This is a genomic window from Frankia sp. CgKIO3 (assembly GCF_977946435.1).
Genome location: NZ_CDWTMO010000102.1, coordinates 1 through 15,424, shown reverse-complemented (window position 1 = coordinate 15,424; position 15,424 = coordinate 1). Strand labels below are relative to the sequence as shown.

The 15,424-nt window shown below is 71.8% G+C and carries 15 protein-coding genes; 13 read left to right on the top strand and 2 right to left on the bottom strand.

All coding sequences use genetic code 11. The features are described from left to right. The 13 genes from AC08OJ_RS12800 to AC08OJ_RS12740 form a co-directional block, all read left to right on the top strand. Nucleotides 1-625, top strand: a 625-nt coding sequence (locus AC08OJ_RS12800; RefSeq protein ID WP_476595836.1) for a toll/interleukin-1 receptor domain-containing protein, incomplete at its 5' end; no start/stop codon positions are given. Continuing rightward, nucleotides 622-1,062 carry a hypothetical protein gene (locus AC08OJ_RS12795; protein WP_476593051.1) on the top strand — a complete coding sequence of 147 codons (441 nt, stop codon included), beginning with the start codon at nt 622-624 and terminating at the stop codon, nt 1,060-1,062. The genes AC08OJ_RS12800 and AC08OJ_RS12795, both read left to right, overlap by 4 nt. Then, nucleotides 1,026-1,565, top strand: a complete 540-nt coding sequence (locus AC08OJ_RS12790) for a hypothetical protein (protein WP_476593050.1) — start codon at nt 1,026-1,028, stop codon at nt 1,563-1,565. The genes AC08OJ_RS12795 and AC08OJ_RS12790 overlap by 37 nt, the downstream gene beginning before the upstream one ends. Continuing rightward, nucleotides 1,565-2,524, top strand: a complete 960-nt coding sequence (locus AC08OJ_RS12785) for a TIR domain-containing protein (RefSeq protein WP_476595835.1) — start codon at nt 1,565-1,567, stop codon at nt 2,522-2,524. The genes AC08OJ_RS12790 and AC08OJ_RS12785 overlap by 1 nt, the downstream gene beginning before the upstream one ends. A gap of 198 nt (nt 2,525-2,722) precedes the next feature. Continuing rightward, nucleotides 2,723-2,923, top strand: coding sequence for a hypothetical protein (locus tag AC08OJ_RS12780; protein ID WP_476595834.1), 201 nt, complete (start codon nt 2,723-2,725; stop codon nt 2,921-2,923). Beyond that, nucleotides 2,920-3,183 (top strand): hypothetical protein, encoded by a 264-nt coding sequence (locus tag AC08OJ_RS12775; RefSeq protein WP_476595833.1) that lies wholly within the window; start codon nt 2,920-2,922, stop codon nt 3,181-3,183. Before AC08OJ_RS12780 ends, AC08OJ_RS12775 begins: the two co-directional genes overlap by 4 nt. A 9-nt stretch (nt 3,184-3,192) precedes the next feature. Continuing rightward, complete coding sequence (locus AC08OJ_RS12770; RefSeq protein WP_476595832.1) at nt 3,193-3,543, top strand: hypothetical protein; 351 nt, start codon at nt 3,193-3,195, stop codon at nt 3,541-3,543. Further along, nucleotides 3,536-7,387 carry an FxSxx-COOH system tetratricopeptide repeat protein gene (gene fxsT / locus AC08OJ_RS12765; RefSeq protein WP_476595831.1) on the top strand — a complete coding sequence of 1,284 codons (3,852 nt, stop codon included), beginning with the start codon at nt 3,536-3,538 and terminating at the stop codon, nt 7,385-7,387. The genes AC08OJ_RS12770 and fxsT overlap by 8 nt, the downstream gene beginning before the upstream one ends. Then, entirely contained in the window at nt 7,374-7,514 is a 141-nt protein-coding gene (locus AC08OJ_RS12760) for a hypothetical protein (protein ID WP_476595830.1), read from the top strand. The genes fxsT and AC08OJ_RS12760 overlap by 14 nt, the downstream gene beginning before the upstream one ends. Before the next feature lie 123 nt (nt 7,515-7,637). Beyond that, a complete protein-coding gene (locus AC08OJ_RS12755; protein ID WP_476595829.1) occupies nt 7,638-8,705 on the top strand; it encodes a hypothetical protein in 1,068 nt (355 codons plus the stop codon). Between the two features lie 145 nt (nt 8,706-8,850). Beyond that, entirely contained in the window at nt 8,851-11,112 is a 2,262-nt protein-coding gene (locus AC08OJ_RS12750; protein ID WP_476595828.1) for an HEXXH motif domain-containing protein, read from the top strand. Nucleotides 11,113-11,328: 216 nt separating this feature from the next. Beyond that, entirely contained in the window at nt 11,329-11,907 is a 579-nt protein-coding gene (locus AC08OJ_RS12745) for a MerR family transcriptional regulator (RefSeq protein ID WP_476593041.1), read from the top strand. Further along, complete coding sequence (locus AC08OJ_RS12740; protein WP_476593040.1) at nt 11,907-12,884, top strand: aldo/keto reductase; 978 nt, start codon at nt 11,907-11,909, stop codon at nt 12,882-12,884. Before AC08OJ_RS12745 ends, AC08OJ_RS12740 begins: the two co-directional genes overlap by 1 nt. Here the strand turns inward: AC08OJ_RS12740 and AC08OJ_RS12735 are convergent. Together AC08OJ_RS12735 and AC08OJ_RS12730 are read right to left on the bottom strand one after the other, a co-directional pair. Next, entirely contained in the window at nt 12,874-13,827 is a 954-nt protein-coding gene (locus tag AC08OJ_RS12735; RefSeq protein WP_476595827.1) for a winged helix-turn-helix domain-containing protein, read from the bottom strand. The two genes, AC08OJ_RS12740 and AC08OJ_RS12735, sit on opposite strands and share 11 nt — an antisense overlap. 121 nt (nt 13,828-13,948) lie before the next feature. Beyond that, a partial coding sequence (locus tag AC08OJ_RS12730; protein ID WP_476595826.1) for a cobaltochelatase subunit CobN occupies nt 13,949-15,424 on the bottom strand: 1,476 nt, incomplete at its 5' end.

Here is a 15,424-nt window from a genome sequence, read left to right as displayed (position 1 = left end):
GGCATTGCCGCTGGCCGGGTCCGTGAACGTGAACGTGAACGGGAACGGGAGAGCCGGTTTCCGGACCCACGGCGACGGCGACGAGGCGCGGCGCGCGGCTTCGATCGGGACGGCATCCCCCGTGCCCACGCCGACGACCACCTCCTGCCGAACCACGCCGCCGGCGGCGTCTCACGTACCGCCGCCGCAGACTCCGACGGCGGAGGTCTCCCGCTTGGTCGCCATCAGCTACGTCGGCGCCGACCAGGAGTGGGCGGACTGGCTCGAATACCTGCTGCGCCGCGGCTCCCACCGGGTCGTGCAGGTCAGATGGGCGCAGAGTAGAGGTGAGCGGCTGGCCGAGACGGTTGACCGCATCGCCGCGCGCCGGCCGGATGTCACCGTGGCCCTGCTGTCGCGGCACTACCGGCCGCCCCGCCCGGAGAACCCTGGCGAGACCGAGATCGAGGCGTGGGAGTGGTTGGGGCTGGCGGGACCGCTCGAGAATCAGGTCATCCGGGCGGTCATCGACCGCGAACCGTTACCCGAGCCGCTGCGGACGCTGCCGAAGCTGGACCTGAGCCGGTTCGAGCCGACCGCGGTCGACGGACTGCTGGCGGGGATACAGGCGGGAGCCCGGCGATGAACGCCTATGCCCGGCCCGGTCGCCGGCCCGGCGATGCGCCCCCGGTGTGGCGCAGCCGCCGGGAGAACGAGCTGTTCGCCGGTCGCAACGACGAGCTGGAACGCATCTGGGACGGTCTGGCCCGGCATCGGCGGGTGGTGCTGGTGCCGGAGGGCGACCGGTCCGACATCGGGGAGACCGAGCTCGCTGGCGAGTACCAGCATCGGTTCAAGCTGCGCTACGACGTCTCGTGGTGGGTGGACTGCTCGACGACCACCGCCGTCCCCGGGCAGATCGGCGAGCTCTACGAGCGGGTCCGCACCGGATTTACCGGCCCCGCCCCGGGCGCGGCCGGCGCCGGGCCGGAGAGCCCAGCGCGGGGTGATTGGTCATCTTCGCGGGTGTGGGCAGTCCGGATGAGGTGGCGGAGTTCCTTCCCGACGGCGAGGCGCATGTGATCATCATCGCCGACCGCACCGTGGACGCCTGGCGGGACCGGACGATGCCCATCGGGCCGTTGCGTCGTCGCGAGTCGGTCATGCTGCTCACCAGCGCGGCGCCGATGGTCGACCCGGCCACCGCAGCCCAGCTGGGGGAGCTGGTCGGACACCGGCCCGCCCTGCTCGCGGAGATCGCCGGGTACCTGATCCGCGAGGCGGTCGTGACGCCGGAACTGTGTCGGCGCCTGCTGGAGATGGCGGCGTTGCGGCCGACGCCGGCCGTCCGGGACGCCACCGGCGGTGACCAGTCGTCCCGGGCCCGGGCGATGCGTGATTCCGGATCCCCCGCCGTGTCCGTGGGCTCCGCCGGGGCCGGGGCCGCCGCCGGGGCCGCCACCGTCATGGTCGCAGACGAGGTACGTGACCCGGTGGGGCGCGACGCGGCGCAGGCACCATCGATTCCTGTGATCAACAAGCACGGCTGGCCCTCCGGGAGGTCGACGAGCTCGTCGCGGCCCTGATGCGGGTGGAGTACATCGCCGACCTGGCCGGTTTCGACCACTGGTTCGACGAGCTGGCGCGGATCCTCGGTCGCACGGTCGCGCTGACCTCCCCGGTCGTCGCGGTCCGCCTGACCACGCTGGTCAGCGAGGCGGTCGGCCAGCCCGATCCCGGCATGCTCGACGCCCTGGTGCAGGCCCTCGACCTGGTCGCGCCGCGCGACGACCGGTCTGTCGTGGACTTCCGGCGTTTGGTGGCCGAGCTGCGATCCCACTGGAGCGGCGCGGGCTCGGCGCTGCTCGGCGTGTCATCACCGGTGCCCGCGCACCAGTTCGCCTCCTGGCCACCGCTCGAGCTGCCTGGACCGCCCTCCTCGCCCCCGCCCAGCCACGGGCCGTCGGGCGCCCCGACCTACTACTTCTTCACCAGCCACGCGCACCGCGACGACCGGGATCGCGTGGCCATCTTCCATCGGGAGCTCGAGCTGGAGCTGCGCCGCAAGGTCAGGCGCCGGATCCGGCCGACGGGATTCTTCGACGCCGACCGGCTGGGCGGCGGGGAGCACTGGCCGACCTCGCTGCGCGACGCGGTGCGCACGGCTCCGGTGCTGGTCGCGCTGTGGTGCGACGACTACTTCGAGAACGACTGGTGCGGCCGGGAGTTCGGCGTCTTTCAGGAACGTATCCGCCGGGCGACCAAGCCGGGCGGGAACCCGCCGTCCGGGATCATTCCCGTGCCCTGGCTGCGGCGGGACGCCGAGGTACCCGAGACGGCCCATGAACTCCACATCGCGCATATGGAGCTTGGTCGTCAATATGACAACCTTCCAGTCCTGGATTTGATGCGCCATCCCGCCGCCTTCGCGGAGTATGTAAGTCTGCTGGCCTACCGGGTCATGGATGTCGCTCGCGACCAGCTGCCGCCGTTGGACGCCGAGGCGACGGAGCTCGTCCGTTCCCCGTTCCACCATCAGTCGTGAGCTGCACGGAGCCGTGATGAGCTGCACGAACACCCCACGGCCGGCACCCGGCGGCAGCGCGCCGCGACCGTCCCGCCGCACCCGGGCCCCAGCGGTGAAGAATGTGGTCCGACCTGTGCGAGCTGCCGTGGACGTGGGAGGACCGGGTGCAATGGTAGGGCAGAGGCCCTGCGCCGAAAAACGGCGTGAGGGGGACCTGTGACACCGGTCTTTCTGGTTCATCACGCGCTCGCCGGCGGTGACAGCAGCTACGTCGAACGTTTCTTCGGAGATGTACAGAATGCGGTTTACGAGCGCCTCGGCTATCGTGAGGTGTTCACCGGCGAGGCGGCCGGCGAGGCGGAGCCCTCGGCGGCGGCGGGGGCCGCTCCAATCCCGATGCGCTCCTGGCGCCGGTGATGGTGGCGCTGTACTCGGACGCCTACTTCACCGACCACCAGTGCCTGCTGGAGTGGTCGCTGTTCCGGGAGCGGCTGCGGTGGCACCACCATTTCACCGGTCGGAGCTCCCCGGCGCTGGTCGGCGTCCCCTGGTCCATCCGATCGGTACCCGTGCCGGCTCAGATCGCGGAGGCGGGGATGCTCGTCGGCGACTTCGGCGCGGGCTACACGGCGAGCGGCGCGTTACAGCTGATCCGGACCGGCTCCGCCTCGGTCTGATACCAGCGGTTGACCGAACGGGTCAGTGAACTGATCGTGCGTGCCCGCGGCGACGAGCCGCCGGCACTGTCCACGCGTGACGTGGAGTTCGTCGAGCGGTCGGGGCGGACGGACTGGGTGTCGGCCGGTCGGGGCCCGGGCACCCGCTGGTCCGTCGGCGGCTCCGCGACGCTGCTGATCCCGCCGGCCCAGATGGCACCCCTGGCCTCGACGGTTCGCACGGCTCCGGCCCCGGCGGCCATGGCTCCGGCCCGAGCCGGTGGCCGGGAGCGTCGATGGCGGATGGCCGATCCCGAGCACACCCGTCGACCCATCCTGCGTCGTGCCGGCGCCGCCGAACTGGACGATGACGATGACTGAACTTTCCGAGCAACCACCGGAACTTTCCAGGCAACCACCGGAACCGGCGGGTCACGACACCCCGGGCGGGCGCGCCGGCAGGCCGGCGCAGATCATCACCTTTTACTCCTACAAGGGCGGTTCGGGGCGCACGATGGCGCTGGCGAACGTCGCCTGGCTGCTCGCCGCCTCGGGTAAGCGGGTTCTCACCGTCGACTGGGATCTGGAGTCTCCCGGCCTGCACCGGTATTTCCGCCCGTTTCTGCAGAACAGGGAGCTGGACTCGAGTGACGGCGTCACCGAGATGCTCCAGGGTTTCATCCGGGAGATCGACCGGCTTCAGGATGCGTCGCCGTCGACAGCCGCGGAGCAGGCCTCCTTGCCGGACGCCGACGCGGTGCGCGAGATCATCGCCCTGCACGGCGACTTCCGGCACAACATCGAGACCATCGAGTGGCCCGGGTTCCCGGGCGTCGGGCGGATCGACTTCCTCGGTCCCGGCCGGCAGACATCCACGAGCGCGGTGCTGGCGGCCACGGTGCCCTGGTCGACGCTGTTCGAGGAGGCCGACGGCCTGGCGTATTTCGCCGCGCTGCGTGAGCGCATGCGGTTCGCCGACTACGACTACGTCCTCATCGACAGCCGGACCGGGACCTCGGACGCGGCCGGCGTCTGCACCCACCTCCTGCCGGACACCGTCGTCATCGGATTCGCGCTGAACAACCAGTCCATCGACGGCGGCGCCGGGGTGGCCCGCGAGATCCGGAACAGCAAGCGGGACATCCGGGTGCTGCCCGTCCCGATGCGGGTCGAGGACACCGAGCAGCGCAAGCAGGAACTGCGCCGCCGCGCGGCGTTCCATGCCTTCCGCCCGGTGCTGGCCGACCTGTGCGGTTCCGACCCGGAGAAACAGCGGAGCTTTCTGATCGGCCTGGAGATTCCCTACAAGGCGGTCTACGCCTACGAGGAGGTCCTGGCGGCCTTCCAGGAGGATCCCGCCAGTCGGCTCGGCGTCCAGGCCGCCTACCGGATGCTCGCCGGAGAGCTCGCCGGCGCCCCGATCGATGCGCGCGGCGTCCCGCCGCAGGACCGGGAGCGGGTGCTGCGGGACTTCGAGCAGTACGGACCGCCCGCTCCGCGGTCGGTGACGATCTTTGGAGCGCCCGAGGACCGGCCCTGGGCGGACTGGCTGGCGTCGGTGCTGGGAGCCACCGGGGTGCGGATCCGGCCGTTGCCCCCGACGGCGCTGACCCCCGCCGACTTCCCCGCTGTCGAGTCACTGATCGTGATCGGATCACCGCATCTGGGCCCGGACGCCCCGGGTGAGTCCCTGGTGCGCGAGCAGGTCCAGACCCGGATCCGCCAGCGCGGCTCGCGGGCGGGGATGGTGGTCGTCGAGGTGGGTTCGATGCGGCTTGACCCCGCCTACCACGGGGCCGAGATTATCTCCCTGCCCGCGCGGAACGAGCGGGACGCGGGGGTCGTGGTCCTCGAAGGGCTGGGGCTGCCCGTTCCGCGGGCCCGGCTCGATGACCTGCCGGTGGTCGCTCCCCGGTACCCGGCCCGCCGGCCCCGCTTCTGGTCGGTGCCGGCCGGGTTCGCCCAGCCGTTCATCGGGCGGCACGCGGTGCTGGACGAGCTGCGCGACCGACTGCTGCCGGGGGGCCGACCGAGCGGGCTGTGCCCCCTGCTCGGCCCGGACGGCGTCGGGAAGAGCGCCATCGCGGCCGAGTACGCGCACCGGTTCGGCTCCGACTACGACATCGTGCACTGGATCTCGGCGGGTGACGCCGCCTCGGTCCGGGCGGGCCTGCGCGACCTCGCCGAGCGGCTGCGTCCCGGCAGCGACGTCCCGGGCGCGCAGCGCTCCCCGAGCGAGCAGCTCGAACGGGTCGCCCTGGACGCGCTGCGCCAGGGCGACCCCTCACCGCGCTGGCTGCTCGTTTACGACGGCGCCACCGACCCGCAGTTGCTGGCCGGGCTGCTACCCGTCCCGACCAGTAACGGTCATGTCCTGCTGACCTCGGCGGACCCGGCCTGGGACAGTGAACCCGGCGCGCTGTGGGTGGGCCCGTTCACCCCGGCCGAGAGCCGGGCGTTCCTGCGCCGGTGGCTGCCCGAGGTCGGTGCGGACCGGCTGGCGATGATCGCCGAGCGGCTGCGGCATCAGCCGTCGGGCCTGCGCACCGCGGTCGGGTGGCTTCGCCAGGACCGGCGGGGAGTGCCGGTCGACGACCGTGCCGTCGACGCCTACCTCACCCAGATCGCCGGGGTCGCACCCGAGCAGGCGACCTGGACGGTGTCGTTCGAGACCCTGCGCACCAGCGACCGCGCGACCCGGCGGGCGGCGGCCTGGCTGCTGGAACTGTGTGCCTTCCTGGCCCCGCAGGGCGTGCCGCTCGGCCTGCTGGAATCCCCGGTGATGCTGCGCCATCTCGCCGAGGCGGTAGGGGACGACGCGATCGCCGACCCGACCGTGCTGCCCGAGCTGTGGGCGGAGATCCGTAAGCCCCGGCTGGCCGAGATCGACACTGCACCCGACGGTCAGTTCCGCCTCGCCGCGCGCTGGCAGCGGCTCCTCGTCGAACGGATGCAGCCCGCCGAGCAGACTGCCGCCCGCGAGGTGGTGCTCGGCGTCTTCGCGGACATCGCCGCGGCCGCTCCGCGGCCCTCGGCCGCCGCGGGCTGGCCGATCTACCGGATGCTGGAAGGCCAGATCCTGGCCTCCGAGGCGATGGAGAGCCCGGCACCCAAGGTTCGGCAGTGGCTGGTGTCCCAGGTGTATGTGATGTGGCGGTCCGGCCGGCTGGAGCTGGGCCGCGGCATCGCCGAGGAGGCGTTGCGCAGATGGCGCGACCTGTTCGGAGCGGACGACCCGCTGACCCTGCGGATGGCCACCCACCTGGCCATGGTGCTCCGCGGCCTGGGACGGTTCCAGGAGGCGTACGACCTGAACACCGACACCCTCGCCCGCCAGCGGCGCCATCTGGGCATTTTCCATCGCTACACATTGATCACCGCGATGAGCTACGGCATCGACATCCGGGAGCTCGGCCGGTACACCGAGGCAGCCGCGGAGGAGAGCAGCACCCTGGTCGGTTTCCGCGACCGGCTCGGCGAGAACCACCTCGACACCCTCATGGCTGCGAGCAACCTCGCACTGTCCACCTTCCTGGACGGGCGGGCCCGTGAGGCGCTCCACCTGAGCCTGGACACCATGGCGCGGCTGCTCCTGGCGGGGGCCGAGGGCACCTCGCAGTTCTGGTGGCTGCAGGCGCGGGCCGGGATCTGCCATCGGGAGCTGGGCGAGCTGGAGCAGGCGGAGCGGTTGCTGCGGGAGGCCGCGACCAACCTCGCCGGCATCGAGGGGGCGACGACGCACCTGACCCTGCGCTGCAACAAGCATCTCGCGGTCGTCCTGCGCCTGCGGGGCAGCCCGGACGCGGCGAGCCGCCTCGCCGGTGAGACGCTCGAGCGCTACACCGAGATCTACGGGGCGTCCGACCTGGGCACCCTGGCCTGCCTGCTGAGCCGTGCCGGCCACCTGCACGCGCTGGGCGAGCACCACCGGGCGTCCGTCGAGGCCGAGTCGTGCCTGCGGGAGTATGAACGTCTCTACGGCCCCGAGCATCCGTTCACGAACGTCTGCCGCTCGGATCTGTCCATCTACCTACCTGCGCGCGGACGGGCGGCTGGCGGAGTCCCGCGCGCTGGCCGAGCAGGCCCACCTCACGCTGGTCGACGAGCTCTACCAGCACCACCCGTTCGCGCTGGCCGCCGGGGTGAACCACGCCGCGAGCCTGGCAGCCCTCGGCGAGACCGAGGCGGCCCGGGCGCTGAACGAGGATCTGTTGCGCGAATCTGAAATGTCGCTGGACAGAAGCCATCCCTACCTCCCGATAATGCGGGAGAACCTGGCGGTCCTCACCGGCCGGCAGGCCGGCGGCGGGCGTGGCCATCGAGAAGTCGACATCGACATCTCCAGCATCTGAGCAGCGTGATGAGGCCGAGCGACGAGTGCACGGTGGCAATCCACCGGCGGCCGGTCCGCCCGGACCGGGGTTTCCGGTCCGGCGTCGGCCGCCACCCGCCGGGAGCGGCAGAAGGATGAGCTGATGGTGACTGTTCCTGATAATGTTGTCGAACCCCACATCGTCACCGCGCCGCATGTCGGTGACGAATACAACGGCATCCGGCAGAGGTTCCGCGGGGCGGTGGCCGTCACGGGTGCCCAGTATCTCGAGTACTACGTCCACGGATTGCCGACGGTGTCGGCCGACCTTCTGCACCATCCGCGGCTGGCCGACTATTTCCATGGTTCACGCACGGTGGAACGGGCCCGCTGGGACTACGAGATCATCGGCCGGCAGCTGAACCACCGGATGACGGAGCTGAACACCTCGCTGGCCGGTCTCGCCAACGGGCGGCTGATCCGGACGGTCTTCGCCGCGCAGGACCGGGCGGTGCTCTACTTCGACGTCGACGAGGGGCAGTACATCGTCGGGGTCTCCCTCGGCGCGGACGCCATCGAGTCCGCTGACCTGACGCTCTCGCAGACCGCGACGGAAATCCGGGCGGCCCGGGGGGTCGGCGACCCCAACTACGGCGGCTATCACCGGGGGGACGGCACGTTCCTCTCGTCGCCCACCCGCGCCGACGGTAGCCCGGACACCGGCTCTCATCCATTCGTGTCGCTGCCGAGGCCGTCGGCGCCGGTGTTCGCCAATTCCTGGGCATCGCTGATCAAACGGCGTTGGTCACCCGCCGGGGACTCGCGGGAGGAGGAGTTCCAGGCCCAGGCCGTCAGCGTCCTGAAGCCCGGTGACCTCCAGTACATGGCCCTGGTGCGCGGCGGCACGGTGAGCGCCGCCGACCTGATGGACCACGACGACCTCAACGAATTCTTCGTCGGTCTGAGCCGGGAGGCCCGCCGGGAGGGTTTCGTCAAGGTTGCCGCCGAGTTCCTCGCCCTGAGCGATCTGCTCGACGGTCTGCTGCGATCGGTCCTGAACCGCAGATTGACCCGCACCGTTCTCGACGTGGAGAAGGGCGCGCTGTACTTTCATCGCCTCAGCCGTGACGAGTTCCTGATGGGCGTCACCCTGGATCAGCGTCGGGTGTCCGAAGCCGACCGCCGCTTCCAGTTGCTCGTCCGCCGACTGACGGCTTCGGACGGCCGTTGAAAGGCGCCAGATGACGCCAGGTGAATCCCGTCGATGGACGGGATCATCGTCGATGTCATCGCGTATTCTTCGTCGAGCAGGTCCCCGCGTCGCGCCGGCGCGTACCCGTTGGTGGGGAGGCCCCACATTCATGGCCCACGATCTGATGCCCGTGCCGTCCGGTCTGGTGGATCTCTGCGAGGTCGACGCTGACCAGCTTGCCTTCCTCGCGGGCCCACCCTCAGGAGAATGGCAGCGCTGGATCGCCGCCTGGATCGGCCACCCGGGTGGGCCGCTGCCCGAGGACGTCGCCCTGGCCCTGGGCGGGGATCTGGACCTGGCCGACTACCTGCCCAGGACCACATCCTTCGGGGAGATGCCGGACGGCACCGACCCCTCGAAGCCGCCGCGTCCGCCCGGGGCCGCCGCCTGTCCGGGCGGACGGCCCGCACCCGGTAGCGCCATGACATCCGCCTCTCGGCGGCCCGCCCGTCCTACCGGACCCGCCCGTCGGGTGGTCTCCCCACCCGCCGCCCGGCACCGGATAATCCCGCGGGATATCGAGGCCGTGGCGGGCGGGCCGCCGGGTGCCGCACCGCTGCGCGAGCTGCTGCGGGGTCAGATCAGCAAACGGATGCTGATGCTGTGGGCGCTGCTACGCGGCCTCGAGAACGCCGACCTCGACGACGCGACACGCACCTGTGTGGATGAGGCGCTCCGCGTGCTCGGGGACGCTCAGCGGCGGGCCCGCGACGCCGTCCACGACCTGCTCCTGCACCCGACGATCGGGACCTGGCTCGCCGGCAGCCTGCGGCGGTGCTGGCACGGGTCGGCCGGACCCGACCTCGACCGCCTCGGTTACGTGGGTGGGATCGCGGTGGCCGCCGCCCTGCGGGCCCGGATGCCGTGCCGGGTGCCGGTGCGGATCATCGACGGGCTGGTGTCGATCCCCACGGTGGGCGTCGTCGGGTCGGGGGTCACGAGCGGTTGGGGCGTCGCGCACGTGTCCGACCGGCGGGTGACGCTGAGTGGCAGCCCCGGGCGGGGACCGGCCGGTGGTGACGGCTGGACCCCGGCGCGCACGCTGTCGAGCACTGTCGACGGTCGCCGGATCGCGCTGACGCTGGAGGACACTGACCCGTTCCGGGCTGCGGACACGCTTCCCCTGGCCGTGGCCACGCGCTGCGATGAGGCGGCGGCGGCCCGGTGGCAGCGCCTGCTCGACGGCGCCTGGAGCGTGCTCGCGGGCGACGACGGGGCGCGGGCGGAGGAGGCCGCCGCGGTCCTGTCGGCGCTGGTCCCGTTGCGCGAGGTCCCGGATCGGCCCGGCACCGGCGTCACCGTGATCGACGCGCTCGGCGCGCTGATGATCAGCCCGCCGACCGGCGCGCTGTGGCTTGCTGTCGCCGTCGTGCATGAGGCGGCGCACACCAGACTGGAGATGCTGAGCGATCTCGCGCCCCTGATCGGCCCGCACGACGGTTCCGTGCACTACGCTCCCTGGCGGCCCGACCCCCGGCCACTCGCCCCGCTGCTGCACGGCGCCTTCGCCTTCGCCCAGATCGCGGCCTTCTGGGCGGGGCGGTGGGCCCGGGACGGCGCCGGGTCGGATCTGGGCGCGGCGTACGAGTTCGCCTGGTGCCGGGACGCGGTCTCGGCGGTGCTGCCCGTGCTGCGGGAGGCGGCCGGGCTCACCGAGGCGGGCCGCCGGTTCGTCTCGGCCCTGGGCGCCAGGATCGACGTCTGGATCGCCGCTGACCTGCCGATCGCGGCTACTACCACCGCCGCCACCGTGCTGCGCGATATCGCCGTCGTCTGGCGGCTGCGCAACCGCCGGCCCGACCGCGACCACATCGAGAGATGGGCGCGGGACTGGGCGGCCGGTCGGCCCTGCGGACGGCCGGTACCGCCGTCGTCCCGCCTCGTCCCCCAGACCGAGCCGTATAGCCTGCACCGCCACGCCCGGCAGACGCTGACCTCGCTGCGGTTCGCCAGGCCCGACCGGTTCGCCAGGCCCGACCGGTTCGGCGGGCTCGCTGGTTCTGCCGGGTTCGCTGGTTCTGCCGGGCTCGATCCGGCGGCCTGGCCCGTCAACGCGACCCTCGGGGACCTGCTCTACGTGCGCGGAGACCTCGGCCTCGCGGCCGCGGAGTTCCGCTGGGAGCTGCAGGACCGTCCGGGGCGAGCGGAGTCGTTCGCGGGGCTGGCCCTGGTGCTGGCCAGACGGGCCGGGGGACTGGAGCGCCGGCTCTACCTCGACCACCCCGAGGCGTTGCTGGCCCTGAGCGTCCGGATTCGGGAGCTAACCGGGTCCACCCCTGACCCGCGCACGCTCGCGCGGTGGATCGCGGCGGGAGGCCTCGGCCATCCGGATCGCTCGTGGCGATCTCTCGAGACGAGGCCGCTGCCGGTCGGTGCCCGGCGGTAACCCGACGGCGGGGAGGCCGGCGGGGAGGCCGTCCCGCCGGGGGTATGCCGTGCCCCCACGCGGCCCGCGGTGTGACGACCCGGCGTCGACAGTCGGCGTGGGCGGTTGACGGCCGCATCCCGCTCCGTTCGCGATGACGCAGTCGGCGAATCCGGAACAGCGAGTTTCCGCGGGCCACGTTGACTTCGTGCGCACTCCAAGTCCTAGCGTTTTCGTATGGCCACGATCGAGGCGCCCACGGTGACGTCCTCCCCGCCGGCCGTGACGCCGTCTCCGGCCGTGACGCCGTCTCCGATCATGGTGGCGGAGCCGGATCAGGGCTGGTGCGCGCGGTTGGGCCCGGCGGTCCGCCCGGATGGATGCGACCGGTCCGTTGATCCGTGCGCGGTCGGTCCGGGGGGTGAACCGGAGGCCGCCGGGACCCTCACGATCGCCGAGGCCGCCGCGGCCACCGGAGTCAGCGCGCACACGCTGCGGTACTACGAGCGGGTGGGGCTGATGCGGGACCCGGTCGCCCGTGCCTCGTCGAGCCATCGGCGCTACACCGTCGAGGACGTCCGCTGGGTCACGTTCCTGACCAAGCTGCGGCTCACCGGCATGCCGATCCGGGAGATGGCGCGCTACGCCGAGCTGGTGCGCGCCGGGGAGGGGAACGAGGCGGAGCGTCTCGCCCTGTTGACCGAGCATCGCCGCCGGGTCCTGGCGCGCCTCGACGAGGTGCAGCGCAACCTCACCGCCATCAACGTCAAAATCAGCATTTATCAAGACATCTACCAGGAGAGGACCGTTCACTGATGCGCAAGGTCGCGCTAGGAAGCCAGGGCCTGGAGGTCTCCGTCCAGGGTCTGGGCTGCATGGGAATGTCAGAGTTCTACGGCGCTGGCGACGACGCCGAGTCGGTCGCCACCATCCACCGGGCGCTCGACCTCGGGGTGACGCTGCTGGACACGGCGGACATGTACGGCCCGTACCGCAACGAGGAACTCGTGGGACGGGCGATCATCGGCCGCCGGGACGAGGTGGTGCTGGCCACCAAGTTCGGCATCATCCGTGACCCCGCCGACCCGACGGCGCGGGGGATCGACGGCCGTCCGGAGTACGTGCGCTCGGCCTGCGACGCCTCCCTGCGTCGCCTCGGCGTCGACCACATCGACCTGTACTACCAGCACCGGGTCGACCCGAAGACGCCGATCGAGGATACCGTCGGCGCGATGGCCGAGCTGGTCAGCGCCGGCAAGGTGCGGTACCTCGGGCTCTCGGAGGCGGCACCGGCCACCATCCGTCGTGCCCACGCCGTCGCCCCGATCACGGCCCTGCAGACCGAGTACTCGATCTGGTCCCGCGAGCCGGAGGCCGAGATCCTGCCGACCCTGCGGGAACTCGGCATCGGGTTCATCTCCTACAGCCCGCTCGGGCGTGGCTTCCTGACCGGCACCTTCCGCTCGGCCGCGGACTTCGCCGCCGACGACTTCCGCCAGCACCTGCCGCGGATGCACGGTGACAACTTCGACGCCAACCTCGCCGTGCTCGCCGAGATCGAGAAGCTTGCCGCGGAGAAGAACGTGACCCCCGCGCAGCTCGCGCTGGCATGGGTGCACCACCAGGGCGACGACGTCGTGCCGATCCCTGGCACGAAGCGGCGCCGCTACCTGAAGGACAACGTCGCAGCCACCAGCATCACGTTGACGGCCGCCGAGGCGGAGCGATTGGGCGCGGCGGGGGCGGACGTGGCGGGCACCCGCTACCCCGACATGTCATCCGTCAACGGATAGCGAGGCCCGGTCGAGTCCGCCGCGGCGGCGGGTTCCGCGTCGCCCGATTCCCCGATGGTGGCGGTGGAGTCGTGAGAACGGGAGTCGGGAGAGGAGCCGCGACGCGTGAGGTCGGCGACGAGCAGCAGACGCGGTAACCCACCCCACGCACGGTGAGAATGTGGGTGGGCGCGGACGGGTCGGCCTCCACCTTGCGCCGTAGCCGGCGCACGTGGACGTCCAGCATTCTGGTGCCGCCGAAGTGGCCGTACCCCCAGACGCGTTCCAGGAGCTGCTTGCGGGAGACGACCCGGCCACCCGCGACAGCCAGCTCACACAGCAGAAGGAACTCGGTCCGGGTGAGGTGCTGGTCTTCGCCGCGCCGGCTGACCACGCCCTCGGCCGGCCGGATCTGCAGCTCGCCGACGCTGAGCGCGCTGGCCGTCGACTGTCCCGGGCGGGCACGGCGCAGCAGCGCCCGGATCCGCGCCAGCACCTCGGCGGTGACGGGGGGAGCAGTGACACAGTCATCCGCCCCGGCCTCCAGTCCCGCGACGATCCCGGCGGGATCCGACCGCCCGGCAACCATGATGAGGGGAAGATCCCCGGCGGCGCGCAGACGGCGGCAGAACTCCAGCCCGTCGATGGCCGGGGCGCCCGCTTGCGCGTCGACCGGTTTGACCGATTTGATCTGTTTGATCGGTTCAATCAAGGCTGGGACGGTGTCCGGGCAGCCGTCCGGCGGCGGAGAGACAGGGTCCGTGGTCGAACCCGTCCGCCGGGCCGGGACCGGGGGCAGGCGGGCCAGGACCAGATGGACCTGGGCGGGTCGGGCGACCAGGTCGGCGAGCGCCGCCTCGCCGCTGCCGGCCATCTCGACGGCGTACCCCTCGCCGAGCAGGGCAGGGATGAGGTCTCGGTGCATGGCGGCCTCGTCGCCCACGAGCAGAAGTGTCGTCCGCACCAGAGACATTTTCCCGGATTCGCGACGGTCGGAACCGTGAGGTGGCCCGCCACCTGTCCGCCGCCGACCATCCGCCGCCTTCTGGCCTTGCCGCACTCCGAGCTGGCCGGACCCGGCGATCTCAGGCGTCGCCGGTGGGACCGTCCTCCAGATCGCCCTCGGTGCGCAGGTACAGCTCCTGCAGCGCGTCGAGAGTCGCGGCCTCCGGATGCTCCCACAGGCCGCGCGCCGCGGCCTCCAGCAGCCGTTCGGTGATGCCATGCAGCGCCCAGGGGTTGGACTCGGCGAAGAACTTCTGGTTCTCCGGGTCCAGCGCGTAGGTTGCGGCGAGCCGTTCGTACATCCAGTCCGCGACCACGCCGGCGGTGGCGTCGTAGCCGAACAGGTAGTCGACGGTGGCGGCCATCTCGAACGCCCCCTTGTAGCCGTGCCGGCGCATCGCCGCGAGCCACCGCGGGTTCACCACCCGGGCGCGGAAGACCCGGGAGGTCTCCTCGGACAGCGTCCGGGTGCGGACCGCCTCCGGCCGGGTGCTGTCGCCGATGTAGGCAGCCGGCGCCCGGCCGGTCAGCGCGCGTACGGTCGCGACCATGCCGCCGTGGTACTGGAAGTAGTCGTCGGAGTCGGCGATGTCGTGCTCGCGGGTATCGACGTTCTTCGCGGCAATGGCGATTCGCCGATAGGCCGATTCCATGTCCTCCCGGGCGGGGATGCCGTCGACCCCGCGGCCGTAGGCATAGCCGCCCCACGTCGCGTACACCTCGGCGAGGTCGGCGTCATCGCGCCAGTTACGGCTGTCGATCAGAGGCAGCAGCCCGGCGCCGTACGCCCCCGGCCGGGAGCCGAAGATGCGCAGGGTGGCCCGCCGTTCGTCGCCGTGCCCGGCGAGGTCCGCACGGGCGTGGGCGCGCACGAAGTTGTCCTCGTCGGCCTCGTCGAGGCCGGCGGCGAGCCGGACCGCGTCGTCGAGCATCACCACCACGTGCGGGAACGCGTCCCGGAAGAAGCCGCTGATGCGCACGGTGACGTCGATGCGGGGCCGGCCGAGCTCGGCGAGGTCGATCGGTTCGAGCCCGCTGACCCGCCGCGACGCCTCGTCCCAGGTCGGGCGGATGCCGAGCAGGGCGAGCACCTCGGCCACGTCGTCGCCGGAGGTGCGCATCGCGCTGGTTCCCCAGGCGGACAGGCCCACCGACTCGGGCCAGGTGCCGGTGTCGGCCCGGTACCGCTCGAGCAGGGAGGTCGCCATTGCCTGGCCCGTCTCCCAGGCGAGCCGGCTGGGGATGGCCTTCGGGTCGACCGAGTAGAAGTTCCGCCCGGTGGGCAGCACGTTGACCAGGCCCCGCAGCGGCGAGCCGCTGGGACCGGCCGGGACGTAGCCGCCGTCGAGGGCGTGTAGCACGGCGGTGACCTCGTCGGTGGTCCGGGCGAGCCGCGGCACGATCTCCGTGGCCGCGAACCGCAGCACGGCCGCCACCGTCTCCCGGACCGGGTCGGTCTCCGCGTCCGCGTCCGTGCCTGCCGGGCCGTGGACTTTCCTTGCCTTTCCAGAGGCTTTTGTGTCCGGTTTATCCCTCTGGATAGGCAAGGGGGGCAA